Here is a 20727-nt window from a genome sequence, read left to right as displayed (position 1 = left end):
CGTCCAGTGACGCGGAGCGTCACGGGCTGCATTCCCACGCAGAGCGTGGGAACGATCATTACGCACACCACTCGTCCCCTCTCCCGCCCCGCAGTTGAAAAACGCTCCACCACCCCCATATGAGTTGGCATAAGGCATTTTCGCCCCGCTGCGTGGAGACTCTCCCTTGACCACCATCGTTTCAGTTCGCCGCCACGGCAAAGTCGTCATGGGCGGCGACGGCCAGGTTTCTCTCGGCAATACCGTGATGAAAGGCAACGCGAAGAAAGTTCGTCGCCTGTACCACGGCCAGGTCATCGCCGGTTTTGCCGGGGCCACCGCCGACGCCTTCACCCTGTTCGAGCGCTTTGAAGGCCAGCTCGAAAAACATCAGGGTCACCTGGTTCGCGCCGCTGTCGAACTCGCCAAAGAATGGCGCACCGACCGCTCCCTGAGCCGCCTCGAAGCCATGCTCGCGGTCGCCAACAAAGACGCCTCCCTGATCATCACCGGCAACGGTGACGTGGTCGAACCCGAAGAAGGCCTGATCGCCATGGGTTCCGGCGGCGGCTACGCTCAAGCAGCAGCCAGTGCCTTGCTGAAGAAAACCGATCTGTCGGCCCGGGAAATCGTCGAAACCGCGCTCGGCATCGCCGGCGACATCTGTGTATTCACCAACCACACCTTCACCATTGAGGAGCAGGACCTCGCCGAGTAAGCCTGTTTCGGCCCAGTGCCACGGCTCACTTTTGCCAGAGGACCGCCAATTACTATGTCCATGACTCCCCGTGAAATCGTCCACGAACTCAATCGCCATATCATCGGCCAGGACGATGCCAAGCGCGCCGTCGCCATCGCGCTGCGTAACCGCTGGCGCCGGATGCAGCTGCCGGAAGAGCTGCGTGTTGAAGTAACGCCAAAGAACATCCTGATGATCGGCCCGACCGGTGTTGGTAAAACCGAGATCGCCCGTCGCCTGGCCAAACTGGCCAACGCGCCGTTCATCAAGGTCGAAGCGACCAAGTTCACCGAAGTCGGCTATGTCGGCCGTGACGTCGAATCGATCATTCGTGACCTGGCCGACGCCGCGATCAAGCTGCTGCGCGAACAGGAAATGACCAAGGTTCGCCACCGCGCCGAAGACGCTGCCGAAGATCGTATCCTCGACGCCCTGCTGCCACCGCCACGCATGGGTTTCAGCAACGAGGACTCGGCATCGGCGTCGGATTCCAATACCCGTCAGCTGTTCCGCAAGCGCTTGCGTGAAGGTCAGCTGGATGACAAGGAGATCGAAATCGAAGTCGCCGAAGTGGCGGGTGTCGATATCTCCGCGCCACCGGGCATGGAAGAGATGACCAACCAGTTGCAGAGCCTGTTCGCCAACATGGGCAAGGGCAAGCGCAAGAGCCGCAAGCTCAAGGTCAAGGAAGCGCTGAAACTGGTGCGTGACGAAGAAGCCGGGCGCCTGGTCAACGAAGAAGAGTTGAAGGCCAAGGCCCTGGAAGCGGTCGAGCAGCACGGCATTGTGTTCATCGACGAAATCGACAAGGTCGCCAAGCGCGGCAACTCCGGTGGCGTCGATGTGTCCCGTGAAGGTGTGCAGCGCGACTTGCTGCCGCTGATCGAAGGCTGCACCGTCAACACCAAGCTGGGCATGGTCAAGACTGACCACATCCTGTTCATTGCCTCCGGTGCGTTCCACCTGAGCAAGCCGAGCGACTTGGTGCCTGAGCTGCAAGGTCGTTTGCCGATCCGCGTCGAACTGAAGGCGCTGACCCCGGAAGACTTCGAGCGCATTCTCAGCGAGCCCCACGCGTCGCTCACCGAGCAATATTGCGCGCTGTTGAAAACCGAAGGCCTGGTGATCGAATTCCAGCCGGACGGGATCAAGCGCATTGCCGAGATCGCCTGGCAGGTCAACGAGAAAACCGAGAACATCGGTGCCCGTCGCCTGCACACGCTGCTTGAGCGTCTGCTGGAAGAGGTGTCGTTCAGCGCCGGCGACCTGGCCAGCGCCCACGACGACAAGGTGATCCTGATCGACGCCGACTACGTCAACAGCCACCTCGGCGAATTGGCGCAGAACGAAGACCTGTCCCGTTATATCCTGTAAGCCATACTTACAGGCAAACGCGGACCCTGTGGGAGCGGGCTTGCTCGCGAAGAGGGCGTAACATTCAACATCAGTGTTGGCTGTTACACCGCTTTCGCGAGCAAGCCCGCTCCCACATTTGAACCGAGCTCGCCCACTCGAATGGATCGCCGGTCATGACCCAACTCCCCACCGACATCAAGCTGCACAAAGCCTCGAAAACCCTGTCGCTGAAATACGCGTCCGGCGAGGAATATCACCTGCCCGCCGAGTTCCTGCGCGTGCACTCTCCTTCCGCCGAGGTCCAGGGCCACGGCAAACCTATCCTGCAATTTGGCAAGATCGCCGTTGGCCTGAGCAAGGTAGAACCGGCCGGTCAGTACGCACTGAAATTGACCTTCGATGACGGCCACGACAGCGGCCTGTTCACTTGGGAATATCTCTATCAGTTGGCGGTGCGCCAGGAGGACCTCTGGAACGATTATCTTGCCGAGCTCAAAGCGGCCGGCAAAACCCGTGATCCGAGCCAGTCTGTCGTCAAGCTGATGCTCTAGGTCAGGCCTCTTGCTCTTTAGAGGGCATTTTCTAATTTCATCTGTTTGAATGCTCCGCTCCAGGGTCAATGATTGGCCCGCTTGCGAAAAAAATTAAACTCGGGTAACCAATGGAACTGGCAAGTTCCCTGCAGTGCTCGTTGTGTTGAAAAAGCAGCGATGCAGTATTAACGGTCACCCGAGCAGCAGTACCTGGCATTGGTTGTGTGACTACACGGCTGGGCTCAGGTACTCGTCTCAGGACAATGGAGCGTCGTAGATGAGTAACAAGAACAACGATGACCTGAAGTATCAAGCCTCGGAAAACACCCTGGGGCTTAATCCTGTTGTTGGGCTGCGTGGAAAGGATCTACTGGCTTCTGCTCGGATGGTGCTCAGGCAGGCCATCAAACAACCGATTCACAGCGTCAAGCATGTCGCTCATTTCAGCCTCGAACTCAAGAATGTGCTGTTCGGCAAATCCGAGCTGCAACCGCCGGGCGATGACCGTCGCTTCAACGATCCGGCCTGGAGCCAGAACCCGCTCTACAAACGTTATCTGCAAACCTACCTGGCGTGGCGCAAGGAACTCCACGACTGGATCGACGACAGCAGCCTGTCGCCCAAAGACGTCGCTCGCGGGCACTTCGTGATCAACCTCATGACCGAAGCCATGGCACCGACCAACAGTGCGGCCAACCCGGCGGCGGTCAAACGCTTTTTCGAAACCGGCGGCAAGAGCCTGCTCGACGGCCTCTCCCATCTGGCCAAGGACATCGTGCACAACGGCGGCATGCCGAGCCAGGTCAACATGGGCGCGTTCGAAGTCGGCAAGAGCCTGGGCGTGACCGAAGGCGCGGTGGTGTTTCGCAACGACGTGCTAGAGCTGATCCAGTACCGGCCGATCACCGAGCAGGTGCACGAGCGCCCATTGCTGGTGGTGCCGCCGCAGATCAACAAGTTCTACGTATTCGACCTGAGCCCGGACAAGAGCCTGGCGCGCTTCTGCCTGCGCAACAACGTGCAGACATTCATCGTCAGCTGGCGCAACCCGACCAAGGAACAACGCGAGTGGGGCCTGTCCACCTACATCGAGGCGCTCAAGGAAGCGGTCGATGTAGTCATGGCGATCACCGGCAGCAAAGACGTGAACATGCTCGGTGCCTGCTCCGGCGGTATCACCTGCACCGCCCTGCTGGGCCACTACGCCGCGATCGGCGAGAAGAAGGTCAACGCCCTGACCTTGCTGGTGAGCGTGCTGGACACCACCCTGGACAGCGACGTGGCCCTGTTCGTCGACGAGCAGACCCTCGAAGCCGCCAAACGCCATTCCTACCAGGCTGGTGTGCTCGAAGGCCGCGACATGGCGAAAGTCTTCGCCTGGATGCGCCCCAACGATCTGATCTGGAACTACTGGGTCAACAACTACCTGCTGGGCAACGAACCGCCGGTGTTCGACATCCTGTTCTGGAACAACGACACCACACGGCTGCCGGCGGCGTTCCACGGCGACCTGATCGAGATGTTCAAAAGCAATCCACTGATCCGCCCTAACGCCCTGGAAGTGTGCGGCACAGCGATTGACCTGAAGCAGGTCACCGCCGACATCTTTTCCCTGGCCGGCACCAACGACCACATCACGCCGTGGAAGTCCTGCTACAAGTCGGCGCAGTTGTTTGGCGGCAACGTGGAATTCGTGCTGTCGAGCAGCGGTCACATCCAAAGCATTCTGAACCCGCCAGGTAATCCGAAGTCACGATACATGACCAGCACCGACATGCCGGTGAAGGCCGAGGACTGGCAAGAAAACTCCACCAAGCACACCGATTCCTGGTGGCTGCACTGGCAGGCATGGCAGGCCGAGCGTTCGGGCAAGCTGAAGAAATCCCCGACGACCTTGGGCAACAAAACCTACACGGCGGGCGAAGCTGCGCCGGGTACCTACGTGCATGAGCGGTAACTGACACACCCCACGCCCCCTGTGGGAGCGGGCTTGCTCGCGAAAGCGGTCGATCATTCAACATTGATGTCGATTGGCCTGACGCCTTCGCGAGCAAGCCCGCTCCCACAGGGGATTGGGGATGAATTAACCCACAGGGCCTGAAGCATGCCGCAACCGTTCATTTTTCGTACCGTCGACCTGGATGGCCAGACCCTCCGCACCGCGGTACGCCCCGGCAAGCCTCACTTGACGCCCTTGCTGATTTTCAACGGCATCGGCGCCAACCTGGAGCTGGTGTTTCCGTTCGTCGCGGCGCTGGACCCGGACCTGGAAGTCATTGCCTTTGACGTTCCCGGTGTCGGCGGTTCATCGACGCCGAACCGGCCCTATCGCTTTCCGGGATTGGCGAAACTGACGGCACGGATGCTCGACTATCTCGACTACGGACAGGTCAACGTGATCGGCGTGTCGTGGGGCGGCGCCCTGGCGCAGCAATTCGCCTACGACTACCCCGAGCGCTGCAAAAAACTGGTGCTCGCCGCCACGGCCGCCGGTGCGGTGATGGTGCCGGGCAAGCCGAAAGTGCTGTGGATGATGGCCAGCCCCCGACGCTACATTCAGCCATCCCACGTGATTCGGATTGCGCCGATGATCTATGGCGGCTCATTCCGCCGCGATCCGACGCTGGCCGCCAGCCACGCGGCGAAAGTGCGTTCGGCGGGCAAGCTCGGTTACTACTGGCAGCTGTTCGCCGGCCTCGGCTGGACCAGCATTCACTGGCTGCACAAGATCCACCAGCCGACCCTGGTGCTGGCCGGCGACGACGATCCGCTGATCCCGCTGATCAACATGCGCATGCTCGCCTGGCGTATTCCCAACGCCCAGTTGCACATCATCGATGACGGGCATCTGTTCCTGATCACCCGCGCCGAAGCGGTGGCGCCGATCATCATGAAATTCCTCGAGGAAGAGCGTCAGCGGGCAGTGATGCATCCGCAGCCGTCACCATTGGGCAGCTAATCAACCCAATGTCGGACGGCAGGACGCCGTTCCGCGCAACAACCCGCAACAGCGTCTATGGTGTTCTGGTTCGGTGTGTTTGTTTTTGGCCTGAAGACGAAGGAGTGTTGATTCATGCGCGAAAAGCCAGCGAGGGAGTTTTTGCCCACTCCCGCCGCGTTCATCAACGCACAGAGTGCGATTACCGGCCTGCGCGGCCGGGATCTGTTTTCGACCCTGCGTAGCGTGGCCGCCCACGGTTTGCGCAACCCGGTGCACAGCGCCCGGCACGCCCTGAAACTGGGCGGCCAGCTGGGTCGTGTGTTGCTGGGGGAAACCCTGCATCCGACCAACCCGCAGGACGGTCGCTTTGCCGACCCGTCATGGAGCCTCAACCCGTTTTACCGGCGCAGTTTGCAGGCGTACCTGAGCTGGCAGAAACAGGTCAAAAGCTGGATCGACGAGAGCAACATGAGCCCGGACGATCGCGCCCGCGCTCACTTCGCCTTCGCCCTGCTCAACGACGCCGTGTCGCCGTCCAACACCCTGCTCAATCCGCTGGCGATCAAGGAGATTTTCAACTCCGGCGGCCACAGCCTGGTGCGCGGTGTCGGGCACTTGATCGACGACTTCCTGCACAACGACGGCTTGCCCCGGCAGGTCACCAAGCAAGCCTTCGAGGTCGGTAAAACCGTCGCCACCACCACCGGTTCCGTGGTGTTTCGCAACGAGTTGCTGGAGCTGATCCAGTACAAGCCGATGAGCGAAAAACAGTATTCCAAGCCGCTGCTGGTGGTGCCGCCGCAGATCAACAAGTACTACATTTTCGACCTGAGCCCGCACAACAGCTTCGTCCAGTTCGCCCTGAAGAACGGCCTGCAAACCTTCATGATCAGTTGGCGCAACCCGGATGTGCGCCATCGCGAGTGGGGGCTTTCGACTTACGTTGAGGCGGTGGAAGAAGCGATGAACGTCTGCCGGGCGATCACGGGCGCCCGCGAGGTCAACCTGATGGGCGCTTGCGCCGGCGGGCTGACGATTGCCGCGTTGCAAGGGCATCTGCAGGCCAAGCGGCAGCTGCGGCGGGTGTCGAGCGCGACTTACCTGGTGAGCCTGCTCGATAGCCAGATGGACAGCCCGGCTACGTTGTTCGCCGACGAGCAGACCCTGGAAGCAGCCAAACGCCGCTCCTATCAGAAAGGCGTGCTGGACGGTCGGGACATGGCCAAGGTGTTCGCCTGGATGCGCCCCAACGATTTGATCTGGAGCTATTTCGTTAATAACTACCTGCTCGGCAAGGAGCCGCCTGCGTTCGACATTCTCTACTGGAACAATGACAACACGCGCCTGCCCGCGGCGTTCCATGGCGACCTGCTGGACTTCTTCAAGCACAACCCGCTGAGCCATCCGGGCGGTCTGGAAGTGTGCGGCACGCCGATCGATTTGCAGAAAGTCACGGTCGACAGTTTCAGCGTGGCCGGCATCAACGATCACATCACCCCGTGGGATGCGGTGTATCGCTCGACCCTGCTGCTGGGTGGCGAAAGGCGTTTCGTGCTGTCCAACAGCGGTCATGTGCAGAGCATCCTCAACCCGCCTTCCAACCCAAAAGCCAACTTCGTCGAAAGCCCGAAACTGAGCAGCGACCCACGGGCCTGGTATTACGACGCCAAGCAAACCGATGGCAGTTGGTGGACGCAATGGCTGACCTGGATTCAGGAACGCTCCGGCGCGCAAAAAGAAACCCATATGGCCCTCGGCAACCAGAACTATCCACCGATGGAAGCCGCACCCGGCACTTACGTCCGCGTGCGTTGACGCTCAACGAACCACGGCCGACGCAGGCCGTGGCATGACCCGACCATTAAGAAGACTGGATGAAAACCCGCGACCGGATCCTCGAATGTGCCCTGCAGTTGTTCAACTGCAAGGGCGAACCGAACGTTTCCACCATGGAAGTTGCCAACGAAATGGGGATCAGCCCCGGCAACCTCTACTACCACTTCCACGGCAAGGAACCGCTGATCCTGGGGTTGTTCGAACGCTTCCAGAATGAGTTGGCGCCGCTGCTCGATCCGCCTTCCGATGTGGAATTGGGGCCTGAAGATTACTGGTTGTTCCTGCACCTGATCGTCGAGCGCCTGGCGCATTACCGGTTCCTGTTCCAGGACCTGTCGAACCTGGCCGGACGCCTGCCGAAACTGGCCAAGGGCATCCGCAATTTGCTCAATGCCTTGAAACGCACACTGGCGTCATTGCTGGCGCGGCTCCAGGCTCAGGGGCAGTTAGTCAGCGACACCCAGGCGTTGGGGCAACTGGTGGAACAGATCACCATGACACTGCTGTTCTCACTGGACTATCAGCGGATTCTGGATCGCGAGGGGGAAGTGAGGTTGGTGGTGTACCAGATCATGATGCTGGTGGCGCCGCATCTGCTGCCGCCGATCAAGGCTGCGACTGAGCAGTTGGCGTTGCAGTATCTCGAAGAACACGACTAACCGCCCTGTGGGAGCGAGCCTGCTCGCGAATGCGGTTTTTCATTCAATAGTGATGTCGACTGACACACCGCTTTCGCGAGCAGGCTCGCTCCCACATGGGAATCTGCGGTGTTCATGGAATCGCGCATAAAAAAACGCCCGACCTTTGCAGGCCGGGCGTTTTCTTGAGCCCTGAAAATCAGGACTGACTGGTTGGCGTCGATGGAGCTGGCGCGGCAGTCGGGGTCACAGCAGGGGTCGGCGCTGCAGCGGAGTTCGCTGCGGTGGCCGGGGTTGCCGGTTTGGCGGCAGCCACTGCTGGTTTTGGTGCGGCGGCTTTTGGAGCGGCCGGTTTTTTCACTGCAGGCTTTTTCGCGGCGGCAGGTTTTGCCGCTGGCTTGGCTGCAGGTTTGGCCGCTGCGGTTTTGGCAGCCGGTTTTGCAGCTGGTTTTGCAGCGGCCTTGGCGGCGGCAACCGGTTTGGCGGCTGCTTTGGCAACTGCCTTGGCGGCCGGTTTAGCGGCAGCGACTTTAGCGGCGGGCTTGGCAACGGCTTTAGCCGCAGCTTTCACCAGTGGCTTGGCTGCGCTTTTCGCTGCCGGTTTGGCCGCCGCTGTTTTAGCAGCAGGTTTGGCCGCTGCGGTTTTCGCCGCAACAGGCGCAACCTTGGCACCGGTCAGTTTTTCGATTTGCTTGGTCAGGGTATCGACCTTGCTGTGCAGCGCTTTGACTTCGTTGCGGCTCGGAACACCGAGGCGCGAAATGGCGCTGTTCAGGCGCTTGTCGAAAGCCCCTTCCAGCTCATCCCACTTGCCCAGTGCGCGATCTTTCACGCCGCTGATGCGCGACTTGGCCGACGAAGCGGAATCCTTGACGTCATCGACTTTCTTGCCGACAGCGCTCTTGGTGAGCTTCTCGGCTTTCTCGCCGTCTTTAACCAATGTATCGAAGAGCTTGCTGCCGTCAGTGTCGATCTTCGAGTACACGCCTAAACCAGCCAGCCAGATTTTGCGGGAGTAGTCTTCGACTTTCCCGATCCACGAGCTGCCTTCTTTTTCGGTGTTCTTTTTACCAGCCATCCCGTTCTCCTTAAGATTTACGCGCGACGCGTTCGAGCAATGCCGTCAGCTCATCGAGCTTAGCAGAGAGTGTCTCAACGTCATGTTTAGACGGAATGCCGATACGATTCAAGGCACTTGCGACACGCGAGTCAAAAGCCTTCTCGACCTTGTCGAGTTGAACTTCGACCTTGCCTTTGAAAGTGCTCACTTCACTCTTGGCTTCTTCGATCTCTGAGTTAGCGGCTTCAAGTTTCTCGGCAACTGCTTTTTTGCCTTTGGTTTCAACAGTTTGACCAGCCTTGATCAACTCTTGAAAGTACTCGCTGCCCTCTTGGCCGACCTTGGTGTAGGCCCCCAGGCCTGCCAGCCAGATCTTGCGGGCATAGGATTTGACGTCGCCCAGAGCAGTGGTCGATGCGTCGATTTTTTTCTTCAAAATAACTTTGGCCATGGTGCACCTCACGCGCAGAAGGTTTGAGGAACTGCCCGCGAAAGTGTCGGGCTCATGCACAAAGTAGGGAGAAAAATTAGAAACGGCACCCTAACAACTGACATAAAACCTTGGGCACACCGCAAAAAAAACTGTGGGAGCGGGCTTGCTCGCGAAGGCGTCGTGTCAGTCAACATCTTGGTCAACTGACAGACTGAATTCGCGAGCAAGCCCGCTCCCACAGGGGAATGCATGTGCAAATCGATTGCCGGTCAAGCCAACGCTTTATCCAGCGCCTTTTCGATTTCCGATTTGATCATGCCGCTCATGGCCGACATCATCAGGCCCAGTTCGACATCCACCTTGATCGAATCCTCGCCCACCAACACCGCGCCTTTCACGCCCGAGCGCTTGAGGTTCAGGGTATCGCCGGACCACGAAGGCTCCAGGCCATATTGCTCGGACAGTTTCTGCGCCAACAGATCGGCTTTCTCGCGGGCCGCTTCCTTGCCCAGGCCATGGGCACGCTCAACACTAATTCGGGCCATCGAATGACTCCTGCTTTATGGATACTTTCCTGAAGCATCTTGACCGTCTCTGCGGCAAAACGTCCCGGCGGTTGCCTATCTTACCTTCAGTGTTGCCAAGACAAAGCAGGCCACCGGGATTAGAATGTCCCGCATTCTCTTCTGGTGACAGCGATATGACTGATCAGCGCAAAGGCAGCGATGCCGAACCCACCACTCACTTCGGTTTCAAAAACGTTCCGGAAAGCCAAAAAGCGGAAAAAGTCGCTGAGGTTTTCCACTCGGTAGCCGCCAAGTACGACTTGATGAACGACCTCCTGTCGGGCGGCATGCACCGTCTGTGGAAGCGTTTCGCGATCGAGCTGTCGGGCGTTCGCACCGGTAACCGCGTGCTGGACATCGCCGGCGGTACTGGCGACCTGACCAAGAAGTTCTCGCACCTCGTGGGCCCGACCGGCCAGGTGGTGTTGGCCGACATCAACGAATCCATGCTCAAGGTCGGTCGTGACCGCCTGCTGGACCTCGGTGTGGCCGGCAACGTCGAATTTGTCCAGGCCGACGCGGAAAAGCTGCCGTTCCCGGACAACCATTTCGACTGCGTGACCATCGCCTTCGGCCTGCGCAACGTCACCCATAAAGAAGACGCCTTGCGTTCGATGCTGCGCGTCCTCAAGCCGGGCGGTCGCTTGCTGGTGCTGGAATTCTCCAAGCCGACCAACGCGCTGATGTCCAAAGCCTACGACGCCTACTCGTTCGCCTTCATGCCGCTGATGGGCAAGCTGATCACCAACGACTCGGAAAGCTATCGCTACCTGGCCGAATCGATCCGCATGCACCCGAATCAGGAAACCCTGAAGTCGATGATGGTCGAGGCAGGTTTCGACCGCGTGACCTACCACAACATGACCGCAGGCATCGTCGCCCTGCACCGCGGCATCAAGCCCTGATGTTGCTGGCCGGCCTGCTCGCCAGCGTTGAACTCGGTCTGAACCGGGTGCTGCGTCTCGACAGCACGGCGCTGCCGCGCCTGGCGCATTTGAGCGGCCGGGTGATTGCCGTCGATTGCCGCAGCCCGGCATTACAGCTATTCATCCTGCCCAGCGATGAAGGCCTGATGCTCGCCTCGCAATGGGAAACCGGCGCCGACTGCACTTTGCGTGCGCCGGCCTCGAGCCTGTTGAAACTGGCGCTGAGCAAGGACAAGACCTCGGTGCTGCACGGCCCGGAAGTCGAACTCGATGGCGACAGCGGCGTGCTGCTGGAGCTGGCGGCGGTCTTGCAAGACCTTGAGCTGGACTGGGAGTACGAACTCTCACGCTGGCTCGGACCGGTGGCCACGCAACTGGTCGGTGGCCACCTGCGCAGCCGCGCACGTTTTTATCAGCAAGGGTTCGCCAGCCTGAACCAGAACCTTGGCGAATACCTGGCCGAAGAGTCGCGTACCCTCGTCGGGCAGCGCGAAGCCGAAGCCCGTTTCAGTGAACTGGACCAGATCAAACTCGATCTGGAACGTCTCGAGGCGCGTTTCGAGCGCCTTTCCCGATCCCTCGACCCAAGCGATAACGCATGAAGCTGCTTGCCGTCCGCCGTTTGTTGCGCATCCAGCGCGTCGTGATCCGCTACCGCCTCGATGACCTGCTGTTCGCCCTGCCGCTGCCCTGGTTTCTGCTGGCGCTGCGCTATGCCTTGCCGTGGCGCTGGTTCCCGCGCAAGACCCTGGACCTGAGCCGTGGCGCGCGATTGCGCCTGGCGTTGCAGGACCTGGGGCCGATTTTCATCAAGTTCGGGCAAATCCTGTCCACCCGCCGCGACCTGCTGCCGGAAGACATCGCCGATGAGCTGATGAAGCTGCAGGACCGGGTGCCGCCGTTCGACTCGCAAGTCTCGATCAAACTGATCGAAGAGCAGCTCGGCAAAAAGATCAGCGAAGTCTTCAGCCGTTTCGACGTCGAACCGTTGGCGTCGGCCTCGGTAGCGCAGGTACACGCCGCGCAACTGAAAACCGGTGAAGAAGTCGTCGTCAAAGTGATCCGCCCGGGCCTGAAACCGATCATCGCCCAGGACCTGGCGTGGCTGTTCATCCTCGCCCGCGCCGCCGAAAAACTCTCGGCCGATGCGCGTCTGCTGCACCCGGTGGACGTGGTCCAGGACTACGAAAAAACCATCTACGACGAACTCGACCTGTTGCGCGAAGCGGCCAACGCCAGCCAGTTGAAGCGCAACTTCGAAGGCTCGGAGCTGCTGTACGTGCCGCAAGTCTATTGGGACTGGTGCCGGCCGAAAGTGCTGGTGATGGAGCGTATCTACGGGATCCAGGTCACCGACCTGGCCACCCTTGCCGACCAGCGCACGGACATGAAAATGCTCGCCGAACGCGGCGTGGAGATCTTCTTCACCCAGGTGTTCCGCGACAGCTTCTTCCACGCCGACATGCACCCGGGCAACATTTTCGTCAGCACCGTGAATCCGTGGAGCCCGCAGTACATTGCGATCGACTGCGGCATCGTCGGCAGCCTGACCCCGGAAGACCAGGATTACCTGGCGCGCAACCTGTTCGCCTTCTTCAAGCGGGATTACCGGCGTGTGGCCCAGTTGCACATCGATTCAGGCTGGGTGCCGGCGGAAACCAAACTCAACGAATTCGAAGCGGCGATCCGGACCGTATGCGAGCCGATCTTTGAAAAACCGTTAAAAGATATTTCCTTCGGCCAGGTGCTGATGCGCCTGTTCCAGACCGCTCGCCGCTTCAACATGGAAGTGCAGCCGCAGCTTGTTCTTTTGCAGAAAACCCTGCTGAACATCGAAGGCCTGGGCCGTCAGCTGTACCCGGATCTGGATCTGTGGAACACCGCCCAGCCATTCCTCGAGCGCTGGATGCGCGAGCGAGTCAGCCCCAAAGCCTTGATCGGCAACGTGCAGAGCCAGTTCGAGCAACTGCCGCACCTGGCCAACATGGCCCGCGACCTGCTGGAACGCATGTCCCAGCCCCACGCCTACGACCCGCCGCCACCGTGGCATCGACGCAAGGACGACTGGTTCCTGCGGTTGCTCGGTTGCGCACACTTGGGCGGTGGCGCGGTACTCGCTGCCGGTGGCCCGCTGAATGATCTGGGGCACTGGCCCGCCGGGATCATGATGATTGTCGGTTTGTATCTGGTCGTTCGCCGATAGCCAGAGCCATCGCACGCTGGCACACTGTTTGAACGCCTGCCCGACTAATGAAGTGTCGGGCCCGCTGTCGGAGTCGAAGATGAAAAACTGGCTGGACGAGATCAAGTGGGACGCAGATGGCCTGGTGCCGGCGATTGCCCAGGATCACAAGACCGGGCGCGTCCTGATGATGGCCTGGATGAACCGCGAAGCGCTGGAGCTGAGCGCTGCCGAGAACCGCGCCATTTACTGGTCGCGTTCCCGTGGCAAGTTGTGGCGCAAGGGTGAAGAGTCCGGTCATGTGCAGACCCTGCATGAGATGCGCCTGGACTGCGACGCCGACGTGATCATCCTGATGGTCGAGCAGATCGGCGACATCGCCTGCCATACCGGCCGCCAGAGCTGCTTCTACCGCGTCTTCGAGAACGGCGACTGGAAAACCGTCGACCCGGTCCTGAAAGATCCGCACGCCATCTATTCCGCAGGACACACACATGAGTGACACTCTGACTCGTCTGGCTCAGGTACTGGAAGAGCGCAAAGGCGCCGCCGCCGACAGCTCGTATGTCGCCAGCCTGTACCACAAGGGCTTGAACAAGATTCTGGAAAAAGTCGGCGAAGAGTCGGTCGAGACCATCATTGCCGCCAAGGACGCCGCCATCAGCGGTGACTGCAGCGACGTGATCTACGAGACCGCCGATTTGTGGTTCCACAGCATGGTCATGCTCGCCCAACTGGGGCAGCATCCACAGGCTGTGCTCGATGAGCTGGACCGTCGCTTCGGTCTGTCCGGACACGCCGAGAAAGCCTCGCGTCCGTCCGCCTGAACAACTATTAGAGAGGAGCAGCAACATGGGCATTTTTGACTGGAAACACTGGATCGTCATCCTGGTTGTCGTGGTGCTGGTGTTCGGCACCAAGAAACTGAAAAACCTCGGCACTGACGTCGGCGAGTCGATCAAGGGCTTTCGCAAAGCCATGAACGATGAAGAAAAACCAGCGGATCCGACCGTGACCCCGGCGCAACCGGTGCCACCGGCTCAACCAACCACGACCTCGCCACTGAACCAGCCGCACACCATCGACGTGCAGGCACAGAAAGTCGAAGAGCCGATCCGCAAAGACGTGTGAGCACTGACTAATGTTTGGTATCAGCTTCTCTGAACTGCTGCTCGTCGGCCTCGTTGCCTTGCTGGTGCTGGGCCCCGAGCGTTTGCCGGGCGCTGCGCGCACCGCCGGTCTGTGGATCGGGCGGCTGAAGCGCAGCTTCAACGCGATCAAACAGGAAGTTGAACGTGAAATCGGTGCCGACGAGATTCGTCGGCAACTGCACAACGAGCACATTCTGTCGCTGGAGCAGGAGGCGCGGAAGATTTTCACGCCGACCCAGCAGGAAGCCACGCCGGTGCCGCCGGTTGAACCGGTGGCGGAGCCGACGATTCATGCGCCGGGCACCGAATCGGTGGCCACCCTGGGTGGCGTCGAGCCCGCGCCTGTCGTCCCCGCGCCGACACCCGTAGAACCTGTTGCTCCCGTGGCGGCGCCCGTTACTCCCGCCCCTCATGACCCTACACTGCCGCCGCGAGCCCCATGAGCGAACTTCCTGAAAACGACCAGCACATGCCGCTGGTTTCGCACCTCACCGAGTTGCGTACCCGCCTGCTGCGCTGTGTAGCGGCGATTTTCATCATCTTCGCCGGGTTGTTCGCGTTCACCCAGCAGATCTACACATTCGTCTCGACGCCCCTGCGGGCGTACCTGCCCGCCGGCGCAACGATGATCGCCACCGACGTGTCGTCGCCGTTCCTGACACCGCTGAAGCTGACGATGATGGTCTCGCTGTTCCTGGCGATCCCGGTGATCCTGCACCAGATCTGGGGTTTCATCGCGCCGGGCCTGTATAAGCACGAGAAGCGCATCGCCGTGCCGCTGCTGATCTCCAGCATCATGCTGTTCTACACCGGCATGGCGTTCGCCTACTACCTGGTGTTCCCACTGATCTTCAAGTTCTTCGCCGCCGCCACCCCGGCCGGCGTGGAAATGATGACCGACATCACCAGTTACCTCGATTTCGTCATGACGCTGTTCTTCGCCTTCGGCGTGGCGTTCGAGATCCCGGTGGCCGTGGTGCTGCTGGTGTGGATCGGCGTGGTCGACGTCAAATACCTGAAGAAAATCCGCCCGTACGTGGTCATCGGCTGCTTCGTGGTCGGCATGATCCTGACCCCGCCGGACATCTTCTCCCAGACGCTGTTGGCCGTACCGATGTGGTTGCTGTTCGAGATCGGCATCCTCTTCGGTGGCCTGGTCAGCAAGCGCGGCGAACACCCGGACGACCAACCGGCTGACGATCACAACGACCAGCCGCCAGCGACCCAGCCGTGAACCTGCTGCTCCTCGAAGAGGCCGATTTCATTGCGGCCGACCGGGTGATCCTGCGTGATCGCCGGCTGACGCACATGCAGGAAGTTCATCGCTGCGAAGTCGGCGACAGCATGCGTGTCGGCCGCATCGGCGGGTTGATGGGTTCGGCGGAAGTGCTGCGCCTGGACGCCGGTGAAGCTGAATTACGCGTGGTTCTCGATCAACAGCCATCGGCCAAGCTGCCGCTGACTCTGGTGTTGGCCCTGCCACGCCCGAAAATGCTGCGTAGGGTGTTTCAGACCGTGGCCGCCATGGGTGTGCCACGCATCGTGCTGGTGAACAGCTATCGCGTCGAGAAGAGCTTCTGGCAAACGCCGTTCCTGGAGCCGGAAGCAATTCGCGAGCAATTGATCCTCGGTCTGGAACAGGCCCGGGACAGCGTGCTGCCGGAAGTGGTCATCGAGAAGCGCTTCAAGCCGTTTGTTGAGGACCGATTGCCTGCGATCACCGAAGGCACCCTCGGCCTGGTCGGCCATCCCGGCAACTACCCGCCCTGCCCCCGTGGTCTGGACGAACCGGTGACCCTGGCGATCGGACCGGAAGGTGGCTGGATTCCTTACGAAATCGAATTGCTGGGCAAGTCCGGTTTGCAGCCGGTGCAACTCGGTGATCGCATCCTGCGAGTCGAAACCGCCGTTACCGCCCTGCTCGCCCGCCTCTTCTAAAGCCAGGTACAGAACCTTGTGGGAGCGGGCTTGCTCGCGAAGCGGTGTGTCAGTCGACATCTCAATCAACTGACAGACTGCATTCGCGAGCAAGCCCGCTCACAGGGGTATTCGTCGTCCTACAGATTCCTGCTCGCCAGCCGATACAGCCCTCATAAAACCAAATTGTGGTCCGAGGGGAGTAGCAGCATGTACCGTTGGCTAGCCGAAAAACTGGGAAACGTAAGCGTTAATCGCAAACTGGGTGTCGGCTTCGGTCTCGTCCTGCTCCTGACCTTGTTGATCACCTTCACCGGCTGGACCGGCCTGACGGGTGTGATGAGCCGTGGCGACAAGCTCGGGTTCATCGCCAGCCTCAATGACCTGACCAAAGACCTGCGCCTGGCACGCCTGGACTACGAAATGCGCCGTGGCGAACAAGGCCCCGGTGCGGTCAACGACTTGCTGGGCCAACTCGACGCCGGCCTGCAAACCGCGCGCAAGCTGATCGAACAACCCACCGACATCGCGATGATCGACCAGCAACTGGCCGCCGTCAGCCAGTACAAGCAAGCCTTTATCGCCATGACCCAGGCCGGTGCCAACCGCGAAGACGCGCGCAGCAAACTCGGCGCTACCGCCGACAACGCCGTGGCCAAGGTCGCTGAGGTCGAGAAGGCCCTGCTGCAAGGCGACAGCGTCGCCCAGTTCAACAGCGTGATCGACCTGAGCAAGCTGATCCAGCAAGCGCGCTTCCAGGTACGCGGCTACACCTACAGCGCCAAGACCGAGGCCGAGCAGCCTGCGCTGGACGCCATCGACAACGCCCTGAAAAACCTCGAGAGCCTGCCGGGCAAAGTGCCGGAGCAGTTCGCCGCCAACCTGCAACAGGCCACCGAATCCCTCAAGGCCTATCGCGCCGCCGTCAGCCAGTACCGGGACTCCCAAGTGGCCAGTGCCGCCGCGCTCAAGCGCATGGGCGAGCAAGGCGACATTCTGTCCGACGTAAGCAAGAAACTGACCGTGTCGCAAACCGTCGTGCGTGACACCGATGCCGCACACGCCAAAAACCTGCTGCTGATGGCCACCGTGCTCGCCCTGGCGTTTGGCTTGCTCGCTGCCTGGGCAATCACCCGCCAGATCGTCATTCCGTTGAGCCAGACCCTGAAAGTGGCCGAACGCGTGGCCGCTGGCGACCTGACCCACAACCTGATTTCCGAACGTCAGGATGAACTCGGCCAGCTCCAGCGCGCCATGCAGAGCATGACCCTGGGCCTGCGCGAGTTGATCGGCGGCATCAGCGATGGCGTCACGCAAATCGCCAGCGCCGCCGAAGAACTGTCCGCCGTCACCGAGCAGACCAGCGCCGGGGTCAACAGCCAGAAGGTGGAAACCGATCAGGTGGCCACTGCCATGCACGAGATGACCGCCACTGTGCAGGAAGTCGCGCGCAATGCTGAAGAAGCCTCCGAAGCCGCTGTCGCCGCCGATCAACAGGCCCGCGAAGGCGACAAGGTGGTCGGTGAAGCCATCGCCCAGATTGAGCGCCTGGCCATCGAAGTCGGCAACTCCACGGTGGCCATGAGCGACCTGAAGCGCGAAAGCGACAAGATCGGCAGCGTGCTCGACGTGATCAAGTCCGTGGCGCAACAGACCAACCTGCTGGCGCTCAACGCCGCCATCGAAGCCGCCCGTGCCGGCGAGGCCGGACGCGGTTTTGCGGTGGTCGCCGACGAAGTTCGCAGCCTCGCGCAGCGCACCCAGAAGTCCACCGAAGAAATCGAAGAGCTGATCGTTGGCCTGCAAACCGGCACTCAGCAAGTCGCGACCATCATGGACAACAGCCGCAGCCTGACCGACAGCAGCGTCGAACTGACCCGCCGCGCCGGTGGCTCGCTGGAAAGCATTACCCGCACGGTGTCGGCGATTCAGTCGATGAACCAGCAGATCGCCGCTGCGGCGGAGCAACAGAGCGCCGTGGCTGAAGAGATCAACCGCAGCGTGCTGAATGTTCGGGATGTGTCCGAGCAGACCTCGGCGGCGAGTGAAGAGACCGCGGCGTCCAGCGTTGAGCTGGCGCGGCTGGGGACGCATTTGCAGATGTTGGTTGGCAGGTTCAAAGTTTGAGGTGATGCCATTCGCGAGCAGGCTCGCTCCCACATTGATCGGCGGCGTACACAAAATTTGTGTCTGACGCACAACCCCTGTGGGAGCGAGCCTGCTCGCGAAAGCGATCTGACTGACGCTGAAGTCAGAGAACCTGCCGCAAAAATGCCTGCGCCCGAGGATCCTTCGGCGCGTCGAAGAACTCCGCCGGCGAGGCGTCTTCCAGCAATTTTCCGTGATCGAAGAACAGCACCCGGTCCGCCACTTCCCGGGCAAAGCCCATTTCATGGGTGACGCAGACCATGGTCATGCCTTCCACGGCCAGGGTTTTCATTACGTCCAGCACTTCACCGACCATTTCCGGGTCCAGCGCCGAGGTTGGCTCATCGAACAGCATGACCTTCGGTTCCATGGCCAGCGCCCGGGCAATCGCCACGCGCTGTTGTTGGCCGCCGGACAGCCGTGACGGAAACTCGTTGGCCTTCTGCGCAATGCCGACCTTTTCCAGCAACGCCAAAGCCTTGGCCTCGCGCTCTTTCTTGCCACGCTTGCGCACGACTTTCTGGGCCAGGCAGAGGTTTTCCAGCACGGTCATGTGCGGGAACAGGTTGAAATGCTGGAACACCATGCCGACTTCCCGGCGATAGGCGTTCACGTCGGTTTTCGGATCGGCCAGTTGCAGACCGTCGATGCTCACCGAGCCCGAATCGAACGCCTCCAGGCCATTGAGGCAACGCAGGAAGGTCGATTTGCCGGAGCCGGACGGGCCGATCACCACCAGCACTTCGCCCCTGGCCACTTGGGTGGAAACGTTATCCACCGCGCGCACCACCTGGCCACGGGTGTCGAAGACTTTTACCAGATCGCGGACTTCAATCACTTTGCGCGAGCCTCCGCTCAAGCCGGCTGGCGATTTTCGACAGCGGCAGGTTGATCAACAGGTACAGCCCGGCCACGCAGAACAGGATTTCGAACGGCGAGAACGAGGTGGTGATGACTTCGCGGCCGCTTTTCAGCAGCTCGGTAATCGCGATCACCGACACCAGCGAGGTGTCTTTCACCAGACTGATGAACTGCCCGGCCAGTGGCGGCAGCACGCGTTTCAACGCTTGTGGAAGCACTACGTGGCGCATCGACTGGCCGGCGCTCAAACCGAGGGAGCGCGCGGCTTCGTTCTGGCCACGGGCAATCGACTGCACGCCGGAGCGGATGATCTCCGCCACATAGGCGCCAGTGAACAGCGACAGCGCAGCGATCCCAGCGAATTCCCGGGACAGGTTCATCACCGTGCCGATGAAGAAGTAGAAAATGAAGATCTGCACCAGCAACGGCGTACCGCGCACCAGTTCGACGTAAATGGTCGAGAGGTCGCGCAGGGTCGGGTTGTTCGAGAGGCGGCACAGGCCGGTGGCCAGGCCGATCAACAGACCGAGCACGCCCGACACCGCGGACAGCCACAACGTGGTCCACAGGCCCCACAGCAACGGTCCGGCGGCCCAATGGCGGGTGACGCCGATCACGTCGCCTTCCGCCACGTCATCGCCCTGGGCGACTTGCAGGCTGTTTTCGTCGACGGTCAGGTGTTGTTCGTCGCCCGCATCATTGCGCAAGGTGACGTCGGCTTTATCGCCCTTGCGCACCAGTTCGCTGACCGTCGAGATGTCGGCGGCGCGCTGGGATTCTTCGGCGTGGTAGGCGAAGTACTGCGGCACGCGGTTCCAGCGCCATTCGTAGGACATCAGCGAGGTGGCGTAATACAACGCGCCGGCCAGGCCGATGAGCACGAGCACGGTCAGCACGTGCCAGGGCAGTTGGGAGGTTTTCTGTTTCATTTTACTCTGAAGATTCCGGATTTTGTGTCGCCAGGGAGGCCGTCTTCGCGAGCAAGCCCGCTCCCACAGGGAAATGCATTCCCATGTGGGAGCGGGCTTGCTCGCGAATGAGGGCGACGCGGTCTATCTGACCGGGCCCTTATTCCATGTCCTTGAGCCACGCAGTGTCTTTAAACCACTTGTCATGGATGCGGTCGTAGGTGCCGTCTTCGTGGATCTGGTGCAGGAAGTTGTTAATGAAATTGATGCTGTCGTAGTCACCCTTCTTCAGACCGAAGGCCAGCGGCTCGTAGGTGAACGGCTTGTCGAGGAACACCAGTTTGCCGGCGCCGACCTTGTTCACCGCGACCACGTTGTACGGGGCGTCGTAGATGAAGGCGTCGGCCTTGCCGTTGACCACGTCGAGCACGGCTTCCTGCTCGTTGTCGTAGCCGTGGTACTTGGCTTTGGAGATCAGCTTCTTGGCGACCATTTCGCCGGTGGTGCCGAGCTTGGAGGTGATGCGGTAGTCGTCGGTGTTCAGGTCTTTATA

General features: G+C 60.6%; 23 protein-coding genes and 1 pseudogene. 18 read left to right on the top strand and 6 right to left on the bottom strand.

Annotated features, from left to right (window positions below; all coding sequences use genetic code 11):
• The first annotated feature begins 166 nt into the window (after nt 1-166).
• The 7 genes from hslV to ACIQY3_RS30365 all read left to right on the top strand — a co-directional run bounded on the left by hslV (nt 167) and on the right by ACIQY3_RS30365 (nt 8043).
• On the top strand, nt 167-697 hold the full coding sequence (gene hslV / locus ACIQY3_RS30395) for an ATP-dependent protease subunit HslV (RefSeq protein ID WP_007899242.1): 531 nt from the start codon (nt 167-169) through the stop codon (nt 695-697).
• Between the two features lie 54 nt (nt 698-751).
• Nucleotides 752-2092 carry an ATP-dependent protease ATPase subunit HslU gene (hslU, locus tag ACIQY3_RS30390; protein ID WP_403027339.1) on the top strand — a complete coding sequence of 447 codons (1341 nt, stop codon included), beginning with the start codon at nt 752-754 and terminating at the stop codon, nt 2090-2092.
• A 155-nt stretch (nt 2093-2247) separates the two neighbouring features.
• Nucleotides 2248-2625: a DUF971 domain-containing protein gene (locus tag ACIQY3_RS30385; RefSeq protein WP_265042623.1), complete on the top strand. Its 378-nt coding sequence runs from the start codon at nt 2248-2250 to the stop codon at nt 2623-2625.
• 259 nt (nt 2626-2884) lie between these two features.
• Nucleotides 2885-4564: a class II poly(R)-hydroxyalkanoic acid synthase gene (gene phaC, locus ACIQY3_RS30380; protein ID WP_403027336.1), complete on the top strand. Its 1680-nt coding sequence runs from the start codon at nt 2885-2887 to the stop codon at nt 4562-4564.
• A 147-nt stretch (nt 4565-4711) separates the two neighbouring features.
• Nucleotides 4712-5566, top strand: coding sequence for a poly(3-hydroxyalkanoate) depolymerase (gene phaZ / locus ACIQY3_RS30375; protein WP_054054631.1), 855 nt, complete (start codon nt 4712-4714; stop codon nt 5564-5566).
• Between the two features lie 114 nt (nt 5567-5680).
• Nucleotides 5681-7363 carry a class II poly(R)-hydroxyalkanoic acid synthase gene (phaC, locus tag ACIQY3_RS30370; protein WP_403027332.1) on the top strand — a complete coding sequence of 561 codons (1683 nt, stop codon included), beginning with the start codon at nt 5681-5683 and terminating at the stop codon, nt 7361-7363.
• Between the two features lie 59 nt (nt 7364-7422).
• On the top strand, nt 7423-8043 hold the full coding sequence (locus ACIQY3_RS30365) for a TetR/AcrR family transcriptional regulator (protein ID WP_054054634.1): 621 nt from the start codon (nt 7423-7425) through the stop codon (nt 8041-8043).
• Nucleotides 8044-8221: 178 nt separating this feature from the next.
• Here the strand turns inward: ACIQY3_RS30365 and ACIQY3_RS30360 are convergent, their stop codons facing one another.
• The 3 genes from ACIQY3_RS30360 to ACIQY3_RS30350 all read right to left on the bottom strand — a co-directional run bounded on the left by ACIQY3_RS30360 (nt 8222) and on the right by ACIQY3_RS30350 (nt 10060).
• Nucleotides 8222-9100, bottom strand: coding sequence for a phasin family protein (locus ACIQY3_RS30360; RefSeq protein WP_403027329.1), 879 nt, complete (start codon nt 9098-9100; stop codon nt 8222-8224).
• A 10-nt stretch (nt 9101-9110) separates the two neighbouring features.
• A complete protein-coding gene (locus tag ACIQY3_RS30355; protein WP_403027326.1) occupies nt 9111-9533 on the bottom strand; it encodes a phasin family protein in 423 nt (140 codons plus the stop codon).
• Nucleotides 9534-9784: 251 nt separating this feature from the next.
• Nucleotides 9785-10060: a polyhydroxyalkanoic acid system family protein gene (locus tag ACIQY3_RS30350; protein ID WP_403027323.1), complete on the bottom strand. Its 276-nt coding sequence runs from the start codon at nt 10058-10060 to the stop codon at nt 9785-9787.
• 155 nt (nt 10061-10215) lie between these two features.
• On the opposite strand from ACIQY3_RS30350, the gene ubiE reads away from it, so the two are divergent.
• The 11 genes and pseudogenes from ubiE to ACIQY3_RS30295 all read left to right on the top strand — a co-directional run bounded on the left by ubiE (nt 10216) and on the right by ACIQY3_RS30295 (nt 18384).
• Nucleotides 10216-10986: a bifunctional demethylmenaquinone methyltransferase/2-methoxy-6-polyprenyl-1,4-benzoquinol methylase UbiE gene (gene ubiE, locus ACIQY3_RS30345; RefSeq protein WP_007948968.1), complete on the top strand. Its 771-nt coding sequence runs from the start codon at nt 10216-10218 to the stop codon at nt 10984-10986.
• On the top strand, nt 10986-11609 hold the full coding sequence (locus ACIQY3_RS30340; RefSeq protein ID WP_403027319.1) for an SCP2 domain-containing protein: 624 nt from the start codon (nt 10986-10988) through the stop codon (nt 11607-11609). Before ubiE ends, ACIQY3_RS30340 begins: the two co-directional genes overlap by 1 nt.
• On the top strand, nt 11606-13210 hold the full coding sequence (gene ubiB, locus ACIQY3_RS30335) for a ubiquinone biosynthesis regulatory protein kinase UbiB (protein ID WP_403027316.1): 1605 nt from the start codon (nt 11606-11608) through the stop codon (nt 13208-13210). Before ACIQY3_RS30340 ends, ubiB begins: the two co-directional genes overlap by 4 nt.
• Nucleotides 13211-13289: 79 nt before the next feature.
• Nucleotides 13290-13691 (top strand): phosphoribosyl-AMP cyclohydrolase, encoded by a 402-nt coding sequence (gene hisI / locus ACIQY3_RS30330; protein WP_054054645.1) that lies wholly within the window; start codon nt 13290-13292, stop codon nt 13689-13691.
• Nucleotides 13684-14016, top strand: coding sequence for a phosphoribosyl-ATP diphosphatase (locus ACIQY3_RS30325; RefSeq protein ID WP_007899279.1), 333 nt, complete (start codon nt 13684-13686; stop codon nt 14014-14016). Before hisI ends, ACIQY3_RS30325 begins: the two co-directional genes overlap by 8 nt.
• 25 nt (nt 14017-14041) lie before the next feature.
• Nucleotides 14042-14320, top strand: coding sequence for a twin-arginine translocase TatA/TatE family subunit (locus ACIQY3_RS30320; protein ID WP_149659152.1), 279 nt, complete (start codon nt 14042-14044; stop codon nt 14318-14320).
• A 10-nt stretch (nt 14321-14330) separates the two neighbouring features.
• A complete protein-coding gene (gene tatB / locus ACIQY3_RS30315; RefSeq protein ID WP_403027311.1) occupies nt 14331-14783 on the top strand; it encodes a Sec-independent protein translocase protein TatB in 453 nt (150 codons plus the stop codon).
• Nucleotides 14780-15574: a twin-arginine translocase subunit TatC gene (gene tatC / locus ACIQY3_RS30310; RefSeq protein ID WP_054054650.1), complete on the top strand. Its 795-nt coding sequence runs from the start codon at nt 14780-14782 to the stop codon at nt 15572-15574. The genes tatB and tatC overlap by 4 nt, the downstream gene beginning before the upstream one ends.
• Nucleotides 15571-16278, top strand: coding sequence for a 16S rRNA (uracil(1498)-N(3))-methyltransferase (locus ACIQY3_RS30305; protein WP_403027308.1), 708 nt, complete (start codon nt 15571-15573; stop codon nt 16276-16278). Before tatC ends, ACIQY3_RS30305 begins: the two co-directional genes overlap by 4 nt.
• Before the next feature lie 189 nt (nt 16279-16467).
• Nucleotides 16468-17526 (top strand): annotated as a pseudogene (locus ACIQY3_RS30300) (methyl-accepting chemotaxis protein); the annotation flags it as partial.
• Nucleotides 17512-18384, top strand: a complete 873-nt coding sequence (locus ACIQY3_RS30295) for a methyl-accepting chemotaxis protein (RefSeq protein ID WP_372242344.1) — start codon at nt 17512-17514, stop codon at nt 18382-18384. The pseudogene ACIQY3_RS30300 and the gene ACIQY3_RS30295, both read left to right, overlap by 15 nt.
• Nucleotides 18385-18508: 124 nt before the next feature.
• Here the strand turns inward: ACIQY3_RS30295 and ACIQY3_RS30290 are convergent, their stop codons facing one another.
• From ACIQY3_RS30290 to ACIQY3_RS30280, 3 genes are all read right to left on the bottom strand, one after another.
• Nucleotides 18509-19243, bottom strand: coding sequence for an amino acid ABC transporter ATP-binding protein (locus ACIQY3_RS30290; protein WP_403027305.1), 735 nt, complete (start codon nt 19241-19243; stop codon nt 18509-18511).
• Nucleotides 19236-20195 carry an amino acid ABC transporter permease gene (locus ACIQY3_RS30285; RefSeq protein WP_403027300.1) on the bottom strand — a complete coding sequence of 320 codons (960 nt, stop codon included), beginning with the start codon at nt 20193-20195 and terminating at the stop codon, nt 19236-19238. Before ACIQY3_RS30285 ends, ACIQY3_RS30290 begins: the two co-directional genes overlap by 8 nt.
• A gap of 139 nt (nt 20196-20334) precedes the next feature.
• Nucleotides 20335-20727: transporter substrate-binding domain-containing protein (locus ACIQY3_RS30280; protein ID WP_403027296.1), on the bottom strand; the 393-nt coding region annotated here is incomplete at its 5' end.

It is taken from the genome of Pseudomonas sp. NPDC096950, assembly GCF_044762525.1.
Lineage (GTDB): Bacteria > Pseudomonadota > Gammaproteobacteria > Pseudomonadales > Pseudomonadaceae > Aquipseudomonas.
The sequence above is the reverse complement of the archived record's forward strand: the minus strand, read 5'-3'. Positions and strand labels throughout refer to the sequence as shown.